Below are 24,613 nucleotides of genomic sequence, written 5' to 3'. Positions count from 1 at the left end.
AATGGGGGATTGTCTTTGAAGATTTTGCATATAGGAGAATACGTTGTTGGGGGAGTTGCGACTTATTTAAACGAGGTCGTTGCATATCAATCTCGTTTTTTTGACGTTTATCTGCTGATGAGTGACTATAATTCGGCTTCGGACTTTGATTTGGAGCCGGATCGGATTGTACGTTACCAATATAAGCGCCATCCCAAACACTTTTTCTCTGCGATGAGACAGATCAACCAAGCCATCAAACGAATTCAACCGGATATTATTCACGTACATAGCTCTTTTGCAGGCATGCTTGTAAGAGGCTTATTTTTTGTTTCCCGGCGCCAAGCCGGCGTGATTTACTGCTCGCACGGCTGGTCTTTTCTGATGGACACCAAACATTGGCTTAAAAAGGTTTATTTTATGATAGAGAAGATACTGGAGTTCAAGACCGACTGTATTATAAATATTTCAAAACGTGAACAGGAACAGTCCATTCGGTATGGAATGTCACCTTTCAAATCGAAATTAGTCTACAGCGGAATTAGTGAGAAGCAGAGTAGTGAGTCTACTCATTTTCAACGGCCAGAATATCAATCATTGGAGGAACCATCTAGTATCAAGCTTTTGTACGTAGGTCGTTACGATTGGGCCAAAGGATTAGACATCATCTTGGATGTATTTCAACGACATCAACACTTACAGAAGCGTATTACATTAAATGTAATAGGCGAGCCTGTGTTAGATGATATTAAATTGCATTTTTCAGATAATATTGTCCGAATAGGATGGGTTAATCACGAGGAAATCGATGAACACTATCAGAAATGTGATGCGGTTATTGTGCCTTCCAGATGGGAGGGATTCGGTCTGACCGCAGTGGAGGCGATGAAAAACAAGAAGCCCGTGATCGCCAGCAATCGTGGAGCGTTACCGGAATTGGTATCGCATGGGATAAATGGTTACGTATTCGATGTAGATCAAACTGACGAATTATCAGAATTATTGATGAGTTTGGACAAAGCCACTTTATCCGAAATGGGAATGAAAGGGTATGACATTTATAAAGAAAAATTTAGTTCTACAAGAATGAATGAAGAAATTGTAAATCTTTACTATGAAGTATCTAATCTACGGGGGGGAATTCAGGTGCCTACAACGAAGCAACCGAAATTTTCGGAGAGAATGGGAGACGCACATGATTAAAATATATATCAATGCCCGGTTCTTGACCCAGACTGTTACAGGGGTACAAAGGTATGCAATAGAGTTGGTGAAAGAAATAGATAGACTGATTGAACAAGGTGTTATTAATTCAAATCAATATCAATTTTTCTTATTGTCACCTAACAATGTAATCACAAAACTTGAACTTAAACACATTTGTCATAGAGTTGTAGGCAAATTAAAAGGCCACCTGTGGGAACAGTTTGAACTTCCTTTATATTCAAGAGAGGGAATGCTGATAAACATGTGTAATACAGGGCCGGCTTTCAAAAAAAACCAAATCGTCACCATTCATGATGCAGCAGTATTTAGCTCCCCGGAAGGGTTCTCGTTTGCTTTTCGTAATTGGTATAAATTTTTATTGGCGCGCTTAGGAAAATCATCGAAGAAAATAATTACGGTATCTCAATTTTCAAAAAAAGAATTGATTCATAATTGCAAAATAGAGGAAGAAAAGATTGAGGTGACTTATTTAGGTATTGATCACATTCATCGTATACAGGCTGCACAGGGAATCTTAGAGAAGTATCAATTACAGAGTCCATATATTTTGGCTGTGTGCGCGATGAATCCCAATAAAAATTTTAAAATGATCTTTGATGTGTTGCCTGAGCTTGAAGGGCATAACTTGAAAGTTGTTATCGTGGGATCTAAAAATAGCAGGGTGTTCGGAGAGCAAGATACGCCATACTCTGATGCTGTTCATTGGCTGGGATATGTATCTGATGAAGAACTACTGGCTCTATACGAACATGCAGCGGGTTTTATTTTCCCCTCGCTCTACGAAGGATTTGGCTTACCTCCTCTCGAAGCAATGGCGCTGGGATGTCCAGTCGTTGTATCTTCTCGAGCTTCGATTCCTGAGATATGCGGGGACGCTGGCCTATATTTTAATCCGCTTGTTCCTCAGGAAGCGGCCGCGCATTTGATCGAGATTGCAACAAATTCAGAACTAGGTGAAAAAATGTCCGTGAAAGGTAAGGAGCATTCGGCGTTCTTTACCTGGAATAAATGCGCCAAAGACACTGTCAACATTATCATGAATGTGGTTTAGGTAAAGAGGCTTAAGGGGAATTTCAAAAAATCACATGATTAAAGGGGAAGAATAGAAGCTAAGGGAGGTTTAAACATGAGAATTTGCATCGTTAATCATAAATTTGTCAAAGGAGAGGGGCAAGGGAGAGTAAATTATGAAGTTGCTTCTGAGGCATTAAAACAGGGACATAAAGTTATATGCATTGCCAGCGAAGTTGATCCTCATTTACTGGGTACCCCAAATATGACATGGATCAAAGTATGTCCTTCACCCAAATTGTATGTACTTCTACGTCACCAAATTTTTGCCTTTCAAAGTGCGGACCATATACGCAGATTAAGAAATTCCGGGCAGGTCGATGTAGTTATTGTTAATGGTTTCATTACTTGGGCAAAGGCAGACATCACTGCTGTACATTTTGTTCACAGCACATGGATTAAATCCCCAGTACATGGTTTTCGCACACATCCAACTTGGAGACGTTGGTATTTGGGGTTTTATTCGGTTGTTAATTCCTATCTTGAACGTCGTGCATTTCGCAAAAGCAAAAAGATTGTTGCTGTATCTGAGAAAGTTAAAAGTGAGCTTACTCAACTTGGAAATACTCCAGATAAGATAGATGTCATTAATAATGGAGTGGATATTTTCGAATTTTACCCAACAGAGCATAAAAGCAAACTGCAGTTAGATAAAAAAAAAGTCGTGGGATTGTTTGCAGGAGGTATAGCTGATCCTCGAAAAAATTTAGAAACTGTCCTGAGGGCGATGGAATCTGTGCAGGGATTTTCACTTGTTGTGGCAGGGTCTACATATAAAAGCATATACCCACAAATGGCTATAGACTTGAAGATTGAAGACAGGGTCCACTTTTTAGGGTACCGGAATGATATGGATCATATCATGCGCAATGTCGATCTATTTGTTTTTCCTTCTCGTTATGAAGCTTGCAGTTTAGTTGTTTTAGAGGCACTTGCTTCGGGAATCCCGGTAATTATAACCGAAGAATCAGGAGTAACCGAAATGATATCGGCCATTAATGAGGAACACCAACCTGGTTTCATTATGCAAAGTCCTGATGATGTAGAGGGACTGTCTAATATATTGACTAGACTTGTTCAAGCTCCGGATGAATTGAAAAGGATGGGTGAAATAGCACGAAAAGTAGCTTTAAATAATACTTGGACGAATATGTCTCAGAAGTATCTGCATTATTGTGAAGAGCTGATTAATGAAGACGGCCGATTAGGGAGAGAGCGAAATGTAGGCAGTAGTGTTGAAGTGTAGTAATGAGAGGCGGAGTATTGGATGAGCATTGCTATTACTAAAGTGCATAGGCCGCAAAGTATGATTAAAACCATCCTCATGACCAGCATCATCAATATTCTTATCATGGGCATTACCACCCTTACCTCTATCTTAACGGCCAGGGTATTTGGAGCAGAAGGCAAAGGAGAACTAGCTGCCATATTATTTTGGCCAGGGTTCCTTACCAATCTTGCAACATTGGGATTGCCGACGTCATTAATTTATCATATCAAAAAAAACAAAGATTTGACTCCGATGTATACCAGCATGAGTTTTATGGTTCAAATTCCGATTAGCATCATCATTGGTATTATAACCTGGTTCGGGATCTCATCGTGGTTATCGAATTTTTCAGCAGATGTTATTTACATTGCGAAGATGTACATTCTCTCTCTGACGCCTGTCTTTCTCATGGCTGGCGTTCTGGCGGCAACTGCACAAGGAACCGAAAAATTCCATATTTTTAATATGGCCAGGCTTTTTGCTTCTTTAATCAATTTATTGGGACTGCTTTTGTTGTGGATAAGCGGGATTCTCTCTTTGGAGCGCGCCATACTTGTTAGTTTTATGTCACACGCTATTGTTTTGCTATTTTATTTTTATATGTTAAGGATGCATATCTCTAAACAGGTTAAGGAAGTCATTCTTCAGATTAGATCAAAATTATACTTATTTTCTTTTGCTGGAAGAGTTAGCGGAGTTGAGTTGTTCAATACGTTATACAATCAATTTGATAAAATAATCATTTTGGCTTTGCTCACGCCGCGTGATTTTGGTTTGTATTCTGTTGTTTACGCACTTTCCCGCATGTTTAACGTTATTCAGACGGCCATCGCCAATGTTATTTTTCCAAAAGCCGCAGGCCTGGAGAAGGAAGAGGTCTTCAGTCTTGTCAGTAGATCATTTAGAAGTAGTATGGTTCTTATGATAATTATAATCATACCCAGCATGGTTATTGGCCGATTTTTAATGGGGCTTCTATATGGAGAAGAGTTTTTGGAAGCAAGTATCGTTTTTTATTTGCTTTCATTGGAGTGCGTTGTTGCTGGAGGTGCCGGTATCTTGGCTTCTTCATTTAATGCACTAGGTCGACCAGAAGTAATTCTTGTCGGGCAAATTTCTTCAGTGTCAGTTATGATTTGTTTGTTTTTTTACATTACTCCGACTTTAGGGTTGAATGGGGTAGGGATAACACTGCTTGTTGGCTCCATTATACGAGTTTTTGTTTCGATGTTAGCTTTAAAAATGATTTACAAAATTTCCTTTAAACGGATTGTTTATGACAAGGATGATTTCCATTTTTTACGCGAGCGTTTGTACGAAAAAAATATTTTGAAGAAAGACACAGATATTAAAAGTGCCATGAAATAGAGAAGGAGGGAGTGATAACCATGAGAATCGTACTTCTCTCTGGTGGATCAGGCAAGAGGTTATGGCCCTTATCCAACGATACGAGATCGAAACAGTTCCTGAAAGTACTGGAGGGCCCAGAAGGGCAAACTGAATCCATGGTTCAACGGGTATGGAGGCAACTGCAGCATACGGGACTAAGCGAACAGGCCACGATAGCAACGAGCAAGCCGCAGGTGGAGATTTTACGGAGTCAGCTGGGCGATGAGGTTGATCTTGTCGTTGAGCCGGAGCGCAGAGATACCTTTCCCGCGATTGCCTTGGCAGCTGTATATCTGTACTCCGTACAGGGTGTCAGTCTGAACGAAACGGTGGCTGTACTTCCTGTTGACCCATATGTGGAGGAATCCTTTTTCTATAAAGTAACGGAGCTTGAAGGAGTATTGGCTGAGTCTGGTGCGGAGCTCGCATTAATCGGGGTGAAACCCACTTATCCGTCAGAGAAATACGGTTATATTATTCCAGATCAAGATGAAGCTGAAAAACACAAGCATTACGCCAAAGTATCACGTTTTCAAGAGAAACCCTGTGAGACTGAAGCGGCAGAGATGATCGAGCAATCTGCCCTTTGGAATTGCGGGGTTTTTGCATTTCAATTGAATTATTTAATCAATCTTCTCATTTTGCTTGAACTGCCAATACAGTATGAAGAGATGCTGAAACAATACGGAAGATTGAAGAAAATCAGCTTTGATTACCAGGTGGTTGAGAAGGCTAAACATATTGTAGTAACACCGTATGATGGATACTGGAAAGATTTGGGTACATGGAACACATTAACAGATGAGATGAGTACCAACATCGTAGGCAAAGGTGTCATGACGAACAGCTCTGTAAATACCCATTTAATCAATGAATTGAATATCCCAGTTTGTGTGCTTGGCGTCTCCAATCTCATTGTTGCTACAAGTCCTGACGGTATTCTTGTGAGCGAAAAGGAAGCAAGTCCGCAGATTAAGGAAGTGCTCAAAGATAGCACTGAACGCCCTATGTATGAGGAGCGCCGCTGGGGCTGCTATAAGGTCCTGGACTACACACGCAATGATAAAGCGGAAGAGGTTTTAACCAAACGGATGATTATAGGAGCGGCGAAGAATCTTTCTTATCAATATCATCTCAAACGAAACGAAGTATGGACGGTCGTTTCAGGGCATGGCGAATTGATTCTCGATGGTGAACTGAGTCGGATTCATCAGGGAGATGTCCTTTCAATTCCGGCTGGCAGCAAACATAGCGTGAAGGCTGTAACCGAACTTGAGATCATTGAAGTGCAGATGGGCAGTGAACTGGTGGAAGAGGATATCGTGCGAGTAGAGATGGAATGGACAGATATTATCCAAAATTGCGTGAATTGGGGGAAAACAAGATGAATATTGCAGTGATTGGAACAGGGTACGTAGGTCTGGTATCGGGAGTATGCTTTTCAGAAATCGGCAATCAGGTCATCTGCGTAGACAACAATGAGGCCAAAGTAGAGATGCTCAACGAGGGTAACGTTCCCATCTATGAACCTGGCCTCAAAGAGTTGATGGCTTCCAACATGCAAGCAGGTAATCTATCGTTCACCTCCAATATTGCTGATGCGATTAGCCAGTCGGATATTATCTTTATCGCTGTAGGCACTCCTTCTCTTCCGAGCGGCGAAGCCAACCTAAGCTATGTAGAGCAAGTAGCTATAGAGATTGGAAGCCATATTGAGAGCTACAAAATTATCGTGACCAAAAGCACTGTTCCTGTAGGCACCAATGATCGTGTTCGTGAGCTGATTAGCAGTATCTCATCTCAGCCTTTCGATGTGGCTTCTGTTCCCGAGTTCCTGCGCGAAGGATCAGCGGTCAAAGATACGTTGAATCCTGATCGCATTGTTATCGGAACAGACAGTGATCGGGCGATTAAAACGCTGAAGAAGCTTCACCGTCCATTAACAGAGAATCTTATAATTACAGACATTCGTTCAGCCGAAATGATTAAATACGCATCCAATGCGTTCCTGGCAACTAAAATATCATTCATCAATGAAATCTCGAATATATGTGAAAAAGTAGGAGCCGACGTTACTCGTGTAGCCGAAGGTATGGGGTATGATAAGCGTATCGGATCGGCTTTTTTGAGAGCCGGCATTGGATACGGTGGCTCATGTTTTCCGAAAGACACGCAGGCGTTAATTCAGATTGCGGGAATGGTGGACTATGATTTCAAAATATTGAAATCTGTGGTGAAAGTCAATCAGGAGCAGCGTTTTCATGTCATTCACAAATTGGAAGAAGCGTTAGGGTCATTGAAAGGAAAGACAATTGCAGTCTGGGGACTCGCTTTCAAGCCTGATACTGACGATGTAAGAGATGCTCCAGCTATTGACATTATCCAGCAGTTAAGCGAAGCCGGTGCAATGATTAAGGCTTATGACCCGATTGCAACAGACAATTTTTGCAAGGAAGTTAATGCCGTTTCCATTACGTGGGAAGAAAATCCACTTGAAGCCGCCAAAGGGGCTGACGCATTATGTGTTTTGACCGAATGGAAGGAATTCGTCCATATTGATTTAGCGGAACTTGCTGATCTGATGAATGATCCTGTCATGATTGATGGACGCAATCTGTACAGTCCCGAGCAGATTCGTGCATCCCGTCTTCAATATTATTCCGTAGGTCGTCCGGGGTTGACATCCGCGAAGGGGAAGACGGCCGCCATTATCTAATCAGCAGCTATTTAGGTCGAGCTCAAACATTTAGCTTTCATCTTGATTGTGAGTGAGGAAAAACGAATGAAAAAGTGGATGAAAATCTCGATTTGGATTGCTTCCTTTTTTGTAGTTGTTGTATTTGGTTATGCCATATATCTCTACCAATCCGTGAAAACAACTGCAGACCAAATTTATGAGCCTCGAAATCCTGTAAAGCCCGTCTCAGTCACAGATAGCAGGGGTGGGCTACCGGTGGATATTAACAGCAAAGAGCCTTTTAATGCGCTAATTCTGGGCGTGGATGAGCGTCCGAATGATCGAGGACGCTCGGATACGATTATCGTACTAAGTGTAAATCCGGGAAAAAAACAAGTACTCATGTTTAATATTCCAAGGGACACACGGACAGATATTGTGGGACACAATACGGTAGATAAGATCAATCATGCTTATGCCTTTGGGGGCGTGGACATGTCGGTAAATACCGTCGAGCAATTTCTGGGAGTCCCCATTCATTATTATATGAAAGTGGATATGGAGGGGTTTTCCAAAATTATTGACCTCGTCGGCGGTGTAGATGTAAATAATCCTTTTGCATTTGATTATGAGGGCCAGCGTTATGATCAAGGGAATATTCATCTGGATGGTGTTGCTGCGCTTGGTTTTTCAAGAATGCGTTATGATGACCCGAAAGGGGATTTGGGACGTAATGATCGACAGCGAGAGGTACTGAAGCAGATGCTTAAGAACACGATGCAATTCTCCAGTGTATTTAATATCCAAAATATGCTTGATGAACTAGGTAATCATGTCAGAACGGATGTAACTTTTGATGAGATGAAGGAACTCCTCCTCGATTATCGTAATGATTTGGAGAATGTAGATACGGTGGAGATCCAGGGCAAAGGTGAGAAAATCAATGGGATTTATTATTACATCGTGGACCAGCAGGAAAGAGATCGCATTCACGGAATAATTGAAGAACATTTGGAGAAATAAACAAAATCCATGAATGGCTTATGAAAGTGGTGAGAATCTTGCTTATGGAGGAGGAGTACGGGAAACGAAGGTATAAGCATAGACGTAAACAGCGACATTATGTTTATATCTTGTCTTTGCTGCTGATTGCGGCCTGGGTTCTGGTGATCTGGCACTTCTCGACACAATCGTATCAGCAGCAGACCATTCAGCCTTGGCTGCATAAGTGGTCTGAAAGAGTGAAGATCGGATTTGCATTACCCGATGTGCAGTTCACGTACGGTGAGCTTGATTATTCCTTAAGACAACGACCTTATGAATTTGTTGAGTTTATATTTCGGAAGAGTGCACATTTATTTGTATATGCTGTGTTGGCGATACTTATCTATGGTGGGCTGAGATACAGGAAAATGCGAATATTGGCTTGTTTCGCTGCTGCCCTGACCGTAGTAGCAATGATCGCCTCCGTTGATGAATATATTCAGCAGTTCAGCGCTAACCGGACGAGTTCGATCCGTGATGTTGGCGTGGATCTGCTTGGCGGATGTGGCGGAATTGCCATATATATGGGGGCTAATGCCGTTTTCAGAAGATTCAGGTCTCCAAGAGGATCTTCGATCAAAAGAAAGTGATTTCCCAGGAAATGCTGCTCGTTAGTTCCAGCTTCTACTTGCTTGCTATCCATCATAAGTATGGAAGTAGGACAAGGGGGACGGGGCATGCTGCGAAGAAGGAACCGGAATGCATTACTTAAAAAGATCGGATTCATAGCACTTGTATTGCTGCTGTTGTGGCTCATCGGCAGAACCATCCCATACCTGTTTCGTGCGGATGCACCAGACGAAGCTGCTGCTCTTGCCGAAGAGTTTTACAAATATGAGCAAACGGGTGATTTCGGCAGTTCATGGGAATTGTTTCATCCGCTGATGAAAGAGCGTTTTCCCAAAAGCGCTTATTTACAGTCCAGAGCGCATATTTTCATGCAGCATTTTGGGGTGGAAACCTTTGATTTGGAGATGGAGAAGCCGGAACGGGAGTTTGACGTTACGGTAATAGATGGCGTTAAGCCATTTGCAGAGGCGTATCGCATTGGGGTTACCCAGAAGTTTACGGGAACCTTTGGTCAATTTAAAATCGTGCAGAATTGTTATATCGTAAAGGATGGGGACGATTGGACGCTGCTTTGGTATTATCCGAAAAATGGGGACAACGAGACCGAGCATGACAAAACTGATTGATAGTATTAACCCATACTATGAACCGAATTGTATCATTTGAACTTAAAAAGGCTCTATGAATGCGAGACTTTAGTCGCATTTATAGAGCTTTTTTTGCATTTCATTTCTTTTTAAACCTGCAAGGGGTTGACATTAGTCCCGGTGTCAAGTAAATTACGAGTTAGATACAAAATGTATCAAAATTCAGCGTCTAACGACAAATAACAGGGACTTCAATGCTCCTTGTGAGGGGAAGGAATATCATTGATCGAAATGGACCGCTTTTACTGTGTCAGTTGTGGGATGATTGTGTCGGTCGCTAGGGGCTCTGTCGAACTAAAGGAAGAGGACTGTGGAGGCAATCACGTATTTCGCACCGGATTTTATCGGAGTGAAATGCCGCTTGGATGCTGTGAAGCGTGTGTAGTTCATACGAAACGTCAGGGGAAATCCCAGTTTGCGGGACAATATACTAAAGATTATGATACACTGTGTTCATATGAGAAACGGGCATGATGTGAATGTCCGTCGATGAAGGAGGGAATGGAATGCAGCAGGAGCCGGTCGTCCGTCTTCAGGGCGTCAGTAAAATCATCTCCTCCCGATCATTGGTCAGTGACCTGACTCTGGATATTTCTCCGGGGCAGGTTTTTGGTTTTTTAGGACCCAATGGGGCGGGGAAAACAACAACGATTCGAATGATGGTGGGACTGATGTCTATTAGTAAAGGAGATATCATCATCTCGGGACACAGTGTAAAGAATGAATTTGAGCAGGCCATAGCTCAGGTTGGGGCAATTGTTGAAAATCCTGAAATGTACAAGTTTCTGACTGGATACCAGAATCTCGTGCACTTTGCCAGAATGTCGCCTGGCATTACGAAAGAACGCATTGCCGAGACGATTGAACGTGTTGGGCTCACAGCCCGCATTCATGATAAGGTAAAGACCTATTCTCTGGGTATGCGACAGCGTCTGGGTGTTGCCCAAGCCATATTACATAAACCAAAGCTATTGGTATTGGATGAGCCTACCAATGGGCTTGATCCACAGGGAATACGGGAACTTAGGGATTATTTGCGTCAGCTTTGTCAGGAGGAAGGCATCACCGTCTTTGTATCCAGCCACTTGCTGTCGGAGATGGAATTGATGTGTGACACCGTTGCAATTATCCAGAACGGCAAGCTGATTGATGTGAGAAATCTCAGAGCTGAGGCGGGGGCAGATGCCCTTACTGAAGTTGCTTTTGAGGTGAATGATGCACCGCGTGCAGCTGAACTGATTAGTGAGGCTACAGTTCAGGGCAATGCTATTGTGATTCGGTTATCCCGTGAGCAGATTCCGGACTTGAATGCGAGGCTGGTCAGTGAAGGGTTCCAGGTATATGGTATCCGTAACGTTACCCATACGCTGGAAGATCAATTTTTGCAAGTGACTGGGGGCGGCAGCATTGGGTAATTTCGGCAATCTCATACTGAATGAAAATATGAAAATTTTCCGTCGTCCGCGTACCTGGATTATGTTATCCATTCTGGCATTAATCTCGCTGTTGATGCCGGTTCTGCTCAATGAAGGCATGGGGTCCAGTGAGGTTCCATACTGGCAAGCAGCTATTACAACCGTTCAGATCGTCTTTTTCCTGAATACTATCTTCTGTGTCGTCATTGCAGCTGAAGCGGTAGCTGGTGAGTTCACCTGGGGAACGATTAAACTACTGCTGATTCGTCCGTGGTCGCGCAGCAAAATACTGGCATCCAAATATTTGTCCGTGATTGGATTTAGTATTCTGAGTACGTTACTTGTTGTTATTCTGGCAACTGTAATGTCGTATATGTTATTCTCCCATTCTGCAGCTCAGGATGGAAGTGGTGCTTCTGCTTCGCACGCATTTGCACTATGGGGATATCTGTACGTGGACTTGTTTATTACACTCGCTATAGCCTTTATGGTCTCCTCCGTATTTCGTTCGGGAGCTCTGGCAATCGGGCTGTCTCTGTTTATCATGTTTACACAGAATTTGTTCTCACTAATTTTCAACCCCGAACGGTACGATTGGGCCAAGTATGTTCTGTTTAATAACATGGACCTCAGTCGATACATGGGTTCAGCAACAGACTTGGGACTAATGGGTGGAGGCAATGCAGGCATGACACTTGGTTTTTCTATTGCCGTACTGGCTGTATATTATGTGATTTTCATGGTGATCTCATGGGTTGTATTCAACAAAAGAGATGTGGCAGGCTAATCGCCTGCTTCTTTTTTTTGCCCAATTTCTACTTCAGGGTGGAAAAGAGAGTATATTCAGCATTCGCTGTGGCATGACTAGCATTTAAGGGTACATATAATCATACATGAGAATATGGCTTGGAGTGGAACACGCTGCCCAAGCTGTAGTAAGTTGCATTAATTACATACATATTATCGCCGCAGTCGTATTTGGCAAAGCAGCGTATGGAGGGATCACGTTTCTTGATAAACAACAAGTTTTACCGTATATGCACAGCGATTATTTTGCTGCTGCTCATCGTGTATTTGGGGGATAAAGTCAACTTTATCTTTACTCCCTTGACCTCGCTGATTCACATCATCATCATTCCGCTGCTAATTGCTGGTTTTTTCTATTATCTGCTGCGTCCGCTTGTCGACTATATGGAACGGCACAAAATGAAGCGTGCACTGTCAGTCCTTATCATTTACGTGGTGATTGCCTTAATTTTGGCAGGATTCAGTGTACTTGTATGGCCTTCACTGCGTGAGCAGCTGTTGAACTTTGTGGAGAATGCCCCGGTACTGGTTACTTCGCTCAGCGATCAATTGGCTGAATTCGAAAGGAGCGGTTTCCTTTCAAAATATTTACCTGAGGATTCCGATCTCTTCTCGCGCTTTTCTGATTTTCTGAGTCAAGGGATTGCTCAGGTAACGGATTATGTATCCGGGTTATTCTCGGTCGTATCCAATCTGGTTATCATTCTGGCGACGTTCCCGATCATGCTGTATTACATGCTTAAGGAAGGCAGCAAATTCGGAACCAATCTCACACTTCTGCTCCCGAGACGTTACCGTAAAGATGGAGAAGAGACGGTCCATGAAATCGATGAAGCTTTAAGCAGCTATATTGTAGGCCGTGTCATTGTCAATGTGGCCTTGGGAATTTTGATGTACATTGGTTTTCTATTTCTGGGGTTGCCGTATGCACTTCTTCTGACAGTTGTATCCATCATTTTGAACTTCATTCCTTATGTGGGGGCCTTGCTGGCAGCTATTCCTGTCGTCATTGTGGGGTTCATTGAATCACCTTCGATGGCGATCTGGTCGCTTGTCATTATTGTCATTGCCCAGCAAATCCAGGACAATCTGATCTCTCCATATGTCTATGGCAAACAGTTGGATATTCATCCGTTGACTACCGTCATCTTGCTGCTTGTAGGGGCGGACCTGGGGAACATTCTTGGGATGATTATCGTTATTCCGTTATATATGATCCTGAAAATTATAGTTCGCAAAATCCATTATCGGATTGTCGAAGATAAGACTGAACTTTGAATGAAATTTGAATACAACTCTGTCATGTGCCTCCACTAAGCTCTTGAATCACATAGATAAGCTCATCAGGATAAGCCGCATACCAATGGTGAAGGGTCAGGTAAGCTTGCCCTCGCGATTGATATGCGGCTTTATGCATAATAGGCTACTCAAAATATGGGTGAGCCAAAATAACTAATATACTCGTGATATAAACTCCCGCATCAATCCCCCTTGTACTCACACTTCATTATTTCATACGTATTGCTCACTCGTGTTATATCTGTTATACTTGATATATAACAGATAACAAAAGAAGGTGAACTCTTGATTATTCAACTTGATATGCAATCCGAACTTCCCATCTATTCACAACTTGTTTTTCAAATTATCGAAGGGATTGCTAGTGGTGAGTTACAGCTAGGTGAGGCGCTACCTTCGGTTCGGAATTTGGCAGCAGATATTGGAGTTAACCTTCATACGGTCAACAAGGCTTATACATTACTCAAGCAAGATGGATACATTCTAATTCATAGACAAAAGGGAGTCGTAGTAAACCCTGATGGAATGCCTGATTTAACGGATGATTTTTTGAAAAAGCAGCAAAGAGAAATAAGACCGATTATTGCCGAAGCGATATGTCGCGGAATGACCAAGGAGGAACTATCTGCGGTATTAGACCAAATTTATGATGATGTTAAGAGGGGTTACAACAAAGAATAAAAGAATCAAGGGAGTGTGTTATCTATGCAACTATTTAGTATATTACCTATCATTTTAATCTTTGCTCCATTAGCTTTATTTCTATCCTTTACACCATATGTGACAAGGGAAACAATTAGCTTTGGGGTTACGGTAAGTGAATATAATTACTACACACCAACCTTACGTAAGCTACGGAGTACGTTTGCTAAAATAAGTCTGATCGGGAACGGAATGGTTATACTTGTCTGTCTGTATTTACTCCGATCTGCTAATGAAGAGTCTAGCGCAATGATTACCGGTGTTTGCACAATTATGTTCATTGTGTATTGGGCAGCACTAAATATAGTATTTCATTTCAAAATGAAAAAGATAAACGGAACACATACAACTGTAGAAGCGCCTCAAAGGGTTAAAATTGATACCACCTTCCGCCAAAATAAGCTCACCTATTCCAACTATTGGTTTCTCATTCACATTACTATTATTGTAGCCATTGCGATCATTTCGATCCTGAATTATAAGGCTCTACCTAACGTCATTCCTATAAAATATGATCTTCAGGGCAATGTCACTTCCAGTGTGCCTAAAACCTACCTTTCCGTACTGGCTATTAATCTTGTACAGCTAGGAATAATTGCACTGATGATGTTGGTTAACTGGAGTATTAAAACAAGCAAACAACAGCTTACCACTTCTGATCCTTCCCAATTTGCTGCTAAAAATATTCAATTCCGCCGTAAATGGTCCCTATTTACGATAATAACAGGGTTGCTTCTTACCATTTTATTTGCCTTCATTCAGATAAATATGTTCGTCCCTAATCTGGTCTTGTTGACAGCTATTAGCTTCATCACCCCTGTGGTGATCGTGTTAGGTGCTGTATTACTGTCTCTAACAGGCAGACAAGGTGGTGGGAAGATTCGGAATCATCAAGAGGAACGCGAAAGATCCAAGGAGCAGCCTGTGAATGACGATGATTATTGGAAGCTTGGTTTTATTTACTTTAATGCCAATGATCCTTCCTTTACCGTAGAAAAACGTTATGGAATAGGCTGGACTATAAACTTCGCTCGTCCACTATCTTGGGTCCTGCTGTTATTCATCATTGCTATTGTTGTTATAAGTATAGTCCTGAGCCAATAAATGCTCATATATCTATGCATATAATAAATAAAATTATCAGGAGGAGTTATTACGATGAACAATTGGAAAAAGCTATTACTTTCTCTTACTTTCGTAGGTCTCATCCTGCCGGTGACATCCATCTCAGCAGCTGCTGAGAAACCCGCTGGTAGTGAAAATCTAGTTCCTATTCGTGAGATTGCAGAAAAGAATGGGGCAGAGGTATCCTGGCAACAAAAAACAGGACAAATCACAATAAGTAAAAATGAACTTACTATTGTAGTTAAGGTAGGAGAGAAACAGGCGATTGTGAATGGCCAAGTCATATCCTTAGACAATCCTATTCAGTTAACGAAAGGAGTTACCTTTATGGATGGGGGATTTCTTACCAAGACATTGAAGGCAGCGCCTGAGGATATATTCATTTCACTTATTAGTGAGGGCAATGGCAAGGAAGCTGCGAAGTATGTTCATACCTCTGTTAGCGGAGTGTTGTCACCCACGTTGTTGAGTCAGCTATGGGCAGCATTAGAAGGTCAAAATGGAAAAATTTCAAGTGAAGCCATAGCTAAACACGTAGAAAATAACACAGTGCATCGCAATGTTACCTATACTTTTAAGACAAAGCTGACTCCTTTAAATATTACGGTCAGAATGAATCATAACGGACTTGTGGATGACTTGTATATTGCCGCCGCTACTCCAGATGTATATCAAAAACCAAGCTACGACAACCCATCTGCCTATACAGAACAAGACATTACGGTCGGTCAAGGTGATTTAGCTTTACCAGGGACATTAACTTTGCCCAAGGGAGAGGGACCTTTCCCGGTTGTAATTCTGGTACACGGATCCGGGGCTAGCAATCAAGATGCTGCCATTGGTGGTGCAAAGCCGTTTCGCGATCTTGCGGTAGGCTTAGCTTCACAAGGAGTTGCTGTATTGAGATACGATAAGGTCACGTATGAGCATACCTATAAGGTGGCTTCACAGCCTAAATTCACATTAAAACAAGAGAGCGTGGATCAGGTAAACGATGCAGTGGAATTACTTAAAAAGAATACACATATTGATTCTACAGCAATTTTTGCTGCAGGACATAGTCAAGGCGGGTTTGCAATGCCGTTAATCATTGCTGAGGATAAACAACATGATATTGCAGGAAGTATTCTACTTGCTGCACCAAGCAGTAGCTTTGTGGATGTGCTTACCGAGCAGCAGGACGAATTAGTAGAGCGGATGAAGCAGCTCGGCTTAGACACGGAGATGATTAAAAGACAAGCTGATTTTTATAAAAATGTTGCTGCGATAGTTAAAGATCCTAAATATTCTGTAGATCATCTTCCTGAGGCGTTTCCACTTCAACCTGCTTATTGGTGGTTTGAGCAGAGAGATTACGTGCCTGCGGAACTGGCTAAAACACAAAATACCCCTATGCTTATTATACAAGGCGAAAATGACGTGCAAGTGTCTATGAACCAATTCCAAACCTGGAAATCGTCTCTTCAAGGTCATTCCAATGTAACGTACAATAGCTATCCAAAGGTAAATCATCTTTTATCCAGCTATGATGGACTTTCGATCGGTCAAGAGTACGCTGAGCCATCTAATGTCTCCAAAGCCATTATAGATGATATTGCGAAGTGGGTATTAAAATCAAACTAAAAAACGGAATGGTAAGATAGATTCTTGGTTAGTGATAACATGGGGAAGTGACACATTGAGCGGGAAATAATAAGAAGAGCACTTACCAAAGTAGGCAAGTGCTCTTCTTATTATTTATAAAGTTGCTTTATTTAGCCCAATTAGCCCTCTTTCTCATCTTCATCCGTGTAGTCGGACATGGTCAGTGGTTCCTTGGGAACAACAGCGACTTTGTAGAAACGATTCTTGTCTTTTTCCAGCAAAACAAAAATCAGATTCTCGAACTCATATTCTTCCTGTTCATTCATCTCTGGACGATGGCTATAAAGCCATCCGCCAATGGTGTCCCATTCGTCAGCATCGAGGTTTGAGGTGAACATGTCGTTTACCTTGGACAAGGATACCTTGCCATCCATAATCACATAGTTCTCATTGATGACTTGAATATCTTCCACTTCATCTGCGTCGAACTCATCCCGGATTTCCCCGACGATCTGTTCAAGCACATCTTCAATCGTTACGATCCCGGATGTACCTCCATATTCATCGACTAGCACGGCAATATGCACGCCATCTTTCTGCATCTTTTTCAGCAGGTCCTTAACGGGAGTCGTTTCGTGAACAGCAGATACAGGCTGAATCAGGGAAGATAGATCGACGGGCTCTTCATTTCCATACAACTCCAGGAAAAATTGTTTGGTATTAATAATACCGATAATATCGTCTTTGCTCTCATTTACCACTGGAAAACGGGTGTATTGCTCTTGCCGGATAATATCCAGGTTTTCCTCGTTTGATCTATTGACATAAAGGCAGACCATATCAGTCCGGGGTACCATGATTTCTTTGGCAAGCATCTCATCAAAAGCAAAGATCCGGCTTACATATCCGAACTCAGCTTGATTGATTTTGCCGCTCTCAAAACTTTCATTGATGATAATCTGTAATTCTTCTTCTGAGTGCGCATCCTCATGCTCCGATGCGGGTTTGATTCCGAACAACTTGACCAGTTGATTCGCTGAGCTGTTTAACAGCCAGATAAAAGGATACATAATTCGGTTAAACCAGATGATAGGTGTAGACGTCCACAGTGCAACGGCTTCGGCTTTACGGATTGCAATCGTTTTAGGTGCAAGTTCACCAACAACCACATGCAAGTACGTGATGGCAACAAACGCAATAACAAACGATAAGAATGAAGAAACCGTCTCAGGCATGTGCATGCTTTCGAACACAGGGTGGAGAATTTTCTCAACCGTTGGTTCACCCAGCCAGCCCAGTCCCAGAGATGTAATCGTGATACCCAACTGACAGGCGGACAAATATCCGTCCAGGTTGGCAACGGCTTGTTTGACAGCCAAGGCACGCTTGTTTCCCTCTGCAATCATTTGGTCGATCCGGCTCGGACGAATCCTCACCAATGCGAATTCCACCGCAACAAAAAACGCCGAAAATCCTATCAAAATCGCAACCAATACTAAATTTAACGCATACCTCTCACTGTCCATTAACTAGTCTTCTCCTTTAAGTAATAAGTTTTTAACGAATATTATATCTAATTTTACGTAAGAAGACCACCTTCCGGTCAAGAAAAGAGGAAGAGTCTGGAAGGCAATGTGTGCGAAATGGCGATGGAGTACTGATCTGCTGACTGGGAAGAAGCATATGTAGAAGGGAACACAGTCAGAATTTACAACAGCGAAGCTTGGAATGAAATGGCTTAGTGCTTTTTGCAGATCAGCTTTGTATGTAAAATTTTATCTAAGCAAACGTTACGAACAGGGTATACATTGGGTATCTAATGATTAGCTAAAGGCTTTATCGTCAAAGCTTATACAGTGAGAGAGAACGGCAGGGTTACACCTTGCCATGAGGAGGAAGCCGAATGTTTTGGCTGGTCATTATTTTGCTCGTATTTACTTTTCAGGCAGCCACCATTCTGTTGCTGGAATTCCGCAATCCGGCGAAAGCTGTGGCATGGCTTTTTATTTTATTCTGTGTACCTTTGATCGGCTTTGTTGTGTATTATTTTGTGGCCCAAGACTACAACAAACGCAAGAAGGTGCGTAAAGGCGGTTCACGTATCTTTCGTGAAATACGGGAAACGATCTGGGAGCAGGCTCATATTATTGATCATGCCGATCAGATGTCTGGCAGCCGATACACCCATCAGCACCGTTTGTTTAACATGCTGTCACACCTGTCTGAGAGCCCGATTACAGGCTGCAATCGGAGTCAAGTACTTACGAATGGTGAAGAGACATTTGGAGCCATGTTGAGGGCAATGGAGCAGGCAGAGCACCATCTGCATGTTGAATTTTATATTTTTCGGGATGATGTCATCAGTACCAAGTTTCAGGACGTGATGATTCGCAAGGCGAAAGAAGGCGTCAAGGTGCGGTTGATCTGCGATGGACTCGGCAGTCACAAGATGAGCTGGAGCTTTATTCGCAAGTTTCAGGATGCAGGCGTGGAATTTCATTATTTTCTGCCGCCGCTCATTGCAACGATTGACCGAAGGGTAAACTACCGGAATCACCGTAAAATTGTGGTGGTGGATGGAAGGATTGGATTTGTGGGTGGAATTAACATAGGAGACGATTATCTCGGACAATATCCGGAGGTTGGATTCTGGCGTGATACCCATGTACAGATCGAGGGAGATGCCGTATATTTCCTGCAAAATACGTTCCTGAACGACTGGAAACTCGCTTCCGGCGAGCAGATTACAGAGCCTCAACTGACAGAACTGTTCCCACCACATATTTGCAGCGGAGAAGAGCGGATTCAGATTCTGTCCAGTGGACCGGATCAGGACTGGGATGCCATTCAGGAAATGTGCTTTGGTGCGATTTCCGTGGCTTGCGAGCGCATATACATCACAACACCCTATTTCATTCCCGATCCCGCATTGTATGAAGCAATCAAAACGGCCGCTGTCAGTGGCGTGGATGTGAAAATCATCATTCCGTATCAATCGGATTCCCGACTTGTGCATTGGGCCTCAATGTCCTATGTAGAAGAATTGTTGCGTGCCGGAGTGAAGTTCTATCAATATCGTAAAGGTTTTGTGCATGCCAAGGTCCTGATTGTGGATGAATTGCTTGCAACGGTAGGCACAGCCAATATGGATATGCGCAGCTTTTTCTGCAATTTCGAGTTGACCGCCGTGTTGTTTGATACTTCATCCATGGATCGGCTGACTGAGGACTTTGAACGTGATCTGGATCAATGCAGCCAGATTGAAGTGAAGGTGTTTCAGCGGCGTTCACGGTGGCAAAAAGGGGCAGAAATCCTTTCTCGCATGCTTTCTCCGCTGCTTTAGCCGTTATAGGGCGAATTTCTCAAGATAAGTTCACTTTTTGTGAATTTATCTTCTTTTTGCTAACTATTTTGCTCAAATTTGATCTTTTATGATATAATGTTTATATAAATTATGTCTTGGCGAAGGAGGGGAGTCTGCGGGATAACAGGCTCCCTTTTGCTCTCTTTTGGAAGTGTTAACCAGAATTAAGACATACTTGAATACATTTCATATAGCCTTTAGGTGCTTTGATAACGGGGTGCATATCGCATTAGGACGGTGTTGTTCTTCTGTATGCAGGGTTCCTCTCGGGTACTTAAATGATTTATGAAATGGATTCACATATTGATCATAACGGGGGGATACGATGTCCAATGTATCGGTTAAAGAACTAACATCCAAGCCGGACCGCAATGTTAAAAGCTCGGTGTTTTCACTGAAGCTTCTGCAGCGCATTGTGATGATTCTGGTCGGTGCTGCACTGATGGCTGTGTCACTCGAAGTATTTCTCGTGCCGAATGGCGTTATTGATGGCGGAATAACAGGGATCTCGATTATGGTGTCAGAGCTTACGAATCTGCCACTCGGAATGTTCCTAACCTTGCTTAACTTGCCTTTCCTTATTCTAGGGTATAAACAAATTGGTAAAACGTTTGCGTTATCTACATTGCTCGGGATCGTCGTGATGTCCATTGGAACGTCGTTGCTGCACCATGTTCCTGCACTTACGCCAGGTGAACCATTGCTTGGAGCTGTATTTGGCGGATTGATCTTGGGTGTCGGTGTTGGTCTCGTCATTCGTTCCGGCGGTTCACTGGATGGTACGGAGATTGTCGCCATTCTGCTGAGTGAGAAATCACCATTGTCTGTAGGTCAGATCGTACTGTTCATTAACGTATTTATTTTTGCTGGTGCAGGTTTTGTATTTGGCTGGCCAAACGCCCTGTATTCCATGATTGCCTATTATATTGCAATGAAGATGATTGATATTGTGAATGAAGGATTGGATCAATCCAAATCGGTATGGATTATTAGCGAGAAGTATCGTGATATTGGTTCAGCGTTGACCGATCGTTTGGGTCGTGGCGTCACTTATCTTGATGGAGAGGGCGGCTTCAGCGGAGACGAGAAGAAAATTATCTTTGTGGTTATTACCCGTTTGGAAGAAGCGAAGCTGAAATCCATTGTTGAGGATTGGGACCCGCATGCCTTTGTGGCGATTGGTAACATTCACGATGTGAAGGGCGGACGTTTCAAGAAAAAAGGTATACATTAGCGAATCTCATCGCACATAAACAGAAAGATAGCCGGTACCCTTGGTTTGAGGGTGTGACCGGCTATTTTTGTTTTAAATGCTGGATGATCAGTTCAACAGGCTGGGGCTCGAGAGCTGCGATCAGGTCCCCGGTCTGCGTCAGGCGTTCCACGATGTTCATTAAGTGGTAATCCTTGACCGAAACGTTGCTCCGAACCTCATCCCATGTGAGTGGAGTGGACACCGTACCGCCTGGTTTGGCGCGGGGAGTGTAGGGAGCTGCGAGCGTTTTGCCACCGTAATGCTGGAGGTAATCGAAATAAATGCGGTCCCCCCGGTCTTTTTTAAGACGCTCCAGTGTAAATAGATCCGGATGTTTTTGAGTGACATATTTGCCTACAAAATAACCGATGTCCCTTAACTCATCGAAGGTTACACCTTGGTGAATCGGAACAATAATCTGTACACCTGTGGCCCCAGAGGTCTTTGGTACCGATCGTAAACCAAGCGAAGTCAGCGTTTCGCCCACAATTAGGGCAGCCTGCATGATGCGAGGTTCTTCTTCCTGGGAAGGATCGAGATCAATCATCCACTCACAAGGAAGATGGCTGCCTACGGCATGCAAGGAAGGGTGAAACTCCAGAGCAGCCAAATTCCCAAGCCATAGCAGGTCTGGAAGGTCGTTCATCACCACATATCGTATCCCCTCATGCACCTCGGTTCGTACAAACTCGGGAACGGGATCTGGAGCATTTTTCTGATAGAAAAACTCACCGCCTGCACCATGGGGATAACGTATTGTAGTAAGCAACCGATTTCGCGTGTAAGTCAGCAGATAGGGAGCCAAAGCCGCCAACTTTTGCAAATAGATGGCCTTGGTTACACCTGCTTCGGGCCATAACAGCTTGTCTGGATTGGTCACTGTAAGTTCCATTCCATTAATGGTTATGGTGCCCTTGATCGAACGGGGCATGAAGAACACCTCCTGTAGTGAACAAGTATGATTTTAAAGGGGAAGAGAAAGCCCTCTTACTATCTCAAGCGGATGGAAAAATGGTTTATCGTTCAAGTAAAAGGTGACTGATCTGACTGGCCTGGCACTCCTCCCGGGTCACGGAAGCAAAAGCCTGGATACTGGGATGACGTAGTGTTCGATGATGGGTGAGTTCCATGAATTGCACTTTGACACCGATTTGTGGTTCGATCCATGTCGTCTCCGCGCTTCTCTCGGGTAGGTTGTGAAAGGGTCTATCCTTCCGAATAAGAGGTTGTACTTCTTCAGTTAGTTTACGCCAGGAGTCCGAGTTCAGTTTACCCGTGCCGACATGACCAATATAGACAAAGTTAGGCCCATCATATACACCGACGGCGATTGCATTGACGATACCACTGCGGTACGTGACCCCGCCAATCATCGCATATAGATCGTGGAAAATCTTGACCTTCTGCCAGCGTTGATCCTTGCCGTTGATTCCATAGGTGCTGGAAAGGTCTTTACATACAATTCCCTCCATCTGGTGCTGTCTCATAACCGCGAGCAGGGCGTCGGGATCTGACGTGTTGGTCACCTCCTGAACATGAGGAGCAGGATTCAGAACTTGATGCAGAAGACGTTGACGTTCTGAAAGAGGTTGATCTGTGACCCATACCCCATCGCAAAAAAGAATATCAAACACCATATAAGTGACCGGAATCTGGTGTATAGCTTGGGCAATGCCATCCGGTCTGCTCATGCGATCTCGCCGCAGCACGTGATAAAAGGACGGTTTTCCCGTATTCGGATCAAGCGCAATAATCTCTCCATCCAAAATATAAGAAGGGACGGAGCACAGATTGCGTGGCTGGACCAACTCAGGATATTGTGCAGTTCGGTTGTGCAATCTGCGATTAATCAACTGAATTCCCTGTCCGTCCTCGTAAGCAAGCATACGAACCCCATCCCATTTGATTTGGGCAATCCAGTTGGGCCCGGTAGGGATTACATCTCGAGATACAGGTTCAAAAGGAACCAGGGGCTTGAACATGTGCTTAAAACTCCTTTCCTCTTTCAAATCTGCCTGAGCTTGATCATCCAAGGTTTGATTGGCGCAAGTTTAACCCTTACGCAGCCGTGTCTTTAGTTTATGTACCATAATGAGCAGCAAAGGAATTCCGATGCCACAGGTCAAGTCCCAATCAATCCAATACGGAATGACAACCTTGAGATAGAAAATTTCGTTGGGAGCTAGAACAATAGATATGGCCAAAATCAACAGGGCACCCGGCAAAATGAGTGGACGATAGCTGGACAATTTGAAGAGGTGAGTGATTCCCAGTACAAAGCTATAGAAAAACAGAATGCTCTTGAAAAAGACAGCAATAATCCAGACGGAGGCCATAAAGGCCTCAATGCGCTGCAAAAAGTTGCCTATATTGATTTTCAGCGACAGATTAAATGCTGCAAACCAATGGTGCTGGGTCATAAAGGGCCCCATGACCAGCAGACAGATGGTTAACGTTAGGGTAAGCATTAATCCGCCTATCATGGCTGCCAAGAGGACATCCTTTTCCCAATGAGTTTCCTTTTTGGCATAAGGAAAGAGCATAAGAAAGATGCACAATTCACAGTAAGGATAGGTAAGCACAGCGACAAAGCCTTTAAAAGGATTCAGAAAGCCTTCCGCAAGAATAGGCTTGATGTTGTCCAGATGTGAATGTGGGAACAGACATACAGTCAGAATGAGCAGGAAAACCACGATCAGGGGAAGAAAAACTTCGGCACTCCTGCCTATGGGTTCCAGACCGGAAAAGAGTCCCCAGGCAAGAGTACAAACAAAGAGAAAATTAACAATAAAGAGTGGAGATTCAGGCAGGATCTGGGTCGTCATGAAATCCCCAATTTCTCTTATGAAAGTGGAGGTACACATCAGAAAGTAGAATAAATAAAAACAGCTGAATAAGGCCCCAATCCAGGGTCCCAGAGTATGTAGTACATGTTGAATCAAATTCATCTGAGGCTGCAGTTTGTATACAACGAGCATAATGGCCAATACTCCCATACCTCCAGCAACACCTACTAATGCGGATAACCATGCATCCTGATGCGCATATGAGGTGATCATAGAGGGGAAGACGATAATCTGTTCACCAATTGTGCACAAGAACATCAGGGAACCCAGTTGTCTTACGGTTATACGCCCCTTCTCAATCATGTGGGATCTCCTTCGCATGTCGATCTAGATATTTGGTTA

21 protein-coding genes are annotated in these 24,613 nt (G+C 43.2%); 17 read left to right on the top strand and 4 right to left on the bottom strand.

The annotated features are described in order from the left end of the window. Positions 1-15 precede the first annotated feature (15 nt). The 15 genes from Q0V21_RS16015 (at position 16) to Q0V21_RS15945 (ending at position 16,845) form a co-directional block, all read left to right on the top strand. A complete protein-coding gene (locus Q0V21_RS16015) occupies positions 16-1,182 on the top strand; it encodes a glycosyltransferase (RefSeq protein ID WP_301879668.1) in 1,167 nt (388 codons plus the stop codon). Then, on the top strand, positions 1,175-2,257 hold the full coding sequence (locus Q0V21_RS16010) for a glycosyltransferase family 4 protein (protein ID WP_301879667.1): 1,083 nt from the start codon (positions 1,175-1,177) through the stop codon (positions 2,255-2,257). The genes Q0V21_RS16015 and Q0V21_RS16010 overlap by 8 nt, the downstream gene beginning before the upstream one ends. A 75-nt stretch (positions 2,258-2,332) precedes the next feature. After that, the gene (locus Q0V21_RS16005; RefSeq protein ID WP_301879666.1) at positions 2,333-3,523 is read left to right on the top strand and encodes a glycosyltransferase family 4 protein; all 1,191 of its coding nucleotides are present in this window, start codon (positions 2,333-2,335) and stop codon (positions 3,521-3,523) included. Between the two features lie 21 nt (positions 3,524-3,544). Then, complete coding sequence (locus tag Q0V21_RS16000) at positions 3,545-4,915, top strand: oligosaccharide flippase family protein (RefSeq protein ID WP_301879665.1); 1,371 nt, start codon at positions 3,545-3,547, stop codon at positions 4,913-4,915. Between the two features lie 20 nt (positions 4,916-4,935). Further along, positions 4,936-6,324, top strand: coding sequence for a sugar phosphate nucleotidyltransferase (locus tag Q0V21_RS15995; protein ID WP_301879664.1), 1,389 nt, complete (start codon positions 4,936-4,938; stop codon positions 6,322-6,324). Beyond that, positions 6,321-7,652 carry a UDP-glucose dehydrogenase family protein gene (locus tag Q0V21_RS15990; RefSeq protein ID WP_301879663.1) on the top strand — a complete coding sequence of 444 codons (1,332 nt, stop codon included), beginning with the start codon at positions 6,321-6,323 and terminating at the stop codon, positions 7,650-7,652. Before Q0V21_RS15995 ends, Q0V21_RS15990 begins: the two co-directional genes overlap by 4 nt. A 66-nt stretch (positions 7,653-7,718) precedes the next feature. Then, positions 7,719-8,636 carry an LCP family glycopolymer transferase gene (locus Q0V21_RS15985; protein ID WP_301879662.1) on the top strand — a complete coding sequence of 306 codons (918 nt, stop codon included), beginning with the start codon at positions 7,719-7,721 and terminating at the stop codon, positions 8,634-8,636. Positions 8,637-8,680: 44 nt separating this feature from the next. Then, on the top strand, positions 8,681-9,247 hold the full coding sequence (locus Q0V21_RS15980; RefSeq protein ID WP_301879800.1) for a VanZ family protein: 567 nt from the start codon (positions 8,681-8,683) through the stop codon (positions 9,245-9,247). Positions 9,248-9,334: 87 nt separating this feature from the next. Then, positions 9,335-9,853, top strand: a complete 519-nt coding sequence (locus Q0V21_RS15975; protein WP_301879661.1) for a hypothetical protein — start codon at positions 9,335-9,337, stop codon at positions 9,851-9,853. Positions 9,854-10,380: 527 nt separating this feature from the next. Next, entirely contained in the window at positions 10,381-11,289 is a 909-nt protein-coding gene (locus Q0V21_RS15970; protein ID WP_301879660.1) for an ABC transporter ATP-binding protein, read from the top strand. After that, complete coding sequence (locus Q0V21_RS15965; protein ID WP_301879659.1) at positions 11,282-12,076, top strand: ABC transporter permease; 795 nt, start codon at positions 11,282-11,284, stop codon at positions 12,074-12,076. Before Q0V21_RS15970 ends, Q0V21_RS15965 begins: the two co-directional genes overlap by 8 nt. 224 nt (positions 12,077-12,300) lie before the next feature. After that, positions 12,301-13,374 carry an AI-2E family transporter gene (locus tag Q0V21_RS15960; protein ID WP_301879658.1) on the top strand — a complete coding sequence of 358 codons (1,074 nt, stop codon included), beginning with the start codon at positions 12,301-12,303 and terminating at the stop codon, positions 13,372-13,374. Positions 13,375-13,680: 306 nt separating this feature from the next. Continuing rightward, positions 13,681-14,076, top strand: coding sequence for a GntR family transcriptional regulator (locus Q0V21_RS15955; protein WP_301879657.1), 396 nt, complete (start codon positions 13,681-13,683; stop codon positions 14,074-14,076). 24 nt (positions 14,077-14,100) lie between these two features. After that, a complete protein-coding gene (locus Q0V21_RS15950; protein WP_301879656.1) occupies positions 14,101-15,201 on the top strand; it encodes a DUF1648 domain-containing protein in 1,101 nt (366 codons plus the stop codon). 54 nt (positions 15,202-15,255) lie between these two features. Next, positions 15,256-16,845: an alpha/beta hydrolase family protein gene (locus tag Q0V21_RS15945; RefSeq protein ID WP_301879655.1), complete on the top strand. Its 1,590-nt coding sequence runs from the start codon at positions 15,256-15,258 to the stop codon at positions 16,843-16,845. Positions 16,846-16,985: 140 nt separating this feature from the next. Here the strand turns inward: Q0V21_RS15945 and Q0V21_RS15940 are convergent, their stop codons facing one another. Further along, on the bottom strand, positions 16,986-18,332 hold the full coding sequence (locus Q0V21_RS15940; protein ID WP_301879654.1) for a hemolysin family protein: 1,347 nt from the start codon (positions 18,330-18,332) through the stop codon (positions 16,986-16,988). A gap of 377 nt (positions 18,333-18,709) precedes the next feature. Between Q0V21_RS15940 and cls the strand changes: the two genes are divergently transcribed. Together cls and Q0V21_RS15930 are read left to right on the top strand one after the other, a co-directional pair. Beyond that, complete coding sequence (gene cls, locus Q0V21_RS15935; protein WP_301879653.1) at positions 18,710-20,149, top strand: cardiolipin synthase; 1,440 nt, start codon at positions 18,710-18,712, stop codon at positions 20,147-20,149. Positions 20,150-20,495: 346 nt separating this feature from the next. Continuing rightward, positions 20,496-21,404, top strand: a complete 909-nt coding sequence (locus Q0V21_RS15930; protein WP_079350919.1) for a YitT family protein — start codon at positions 20,496-20,498, stop codon at positions 21,402-21,404. Positions 21,405-21,465: 61 nt separating this feature from the next. Here Q0V21_RS15930 and ligD read toward each other — a convergent pair whose 3' ends face one another. From ligD to Q0V21_RS15915, 3 genes are all read right to left on the bottom strand, one after another. Beyond that, positions 21,466-22,356, bottom strand: coding sequence for a non-homologous end-joining DNA ligase (gene ligD / locus Q0V21_RS15925; protein WP_301879652.1), 891 nt, complete (start codon positions 22,354-22,356; stop codon positions 21,466-21,468). A gap of 85 nt (positions 22,357-22,441) precedes the next feature. Next, positions 22,442-23,407 carry an ATP-dependent DNA ligase gene (locus tag Q0V21_RS15920; RefSeq protein ID WP_301879651.1) on the bottom strand — a complete coding sequence of 322 codons (966 nt, stop codon included), beginning with the start codon at positions 23,405-23,407 and terminating at the stop codon, positions 22,442-22,444. Between the two features lie 69 nt (positions 23,408-23,476). Then, positions 23,477-24,574, bottom strand: coding sequence for a GerAB/ArcD/ProY family transporter (locus Q0V21_RS15915; protein WP_301879650.1), 1,098 nt, complete (start codon positions 24,572-24,574; stop codon positions 23,477-23,479). Positions 24,575-24,613: the final 39 nt, after the last annotated feature.

Source organism: Paenibacillus sp. 11B (assembly GCF_030487755.1).
Taxonomy (GTDB): domain Bacteria; phylum Bacillota; class Bacilli; order Paenibacillales; family Paenibacillaceae; genus Paenibacillus; species Paenibacillus vandeheii.
Note: the sequence above shows the minus strand (reverse complement) of the source record. Positions and strands in the feature narration are given on the sequence as shown.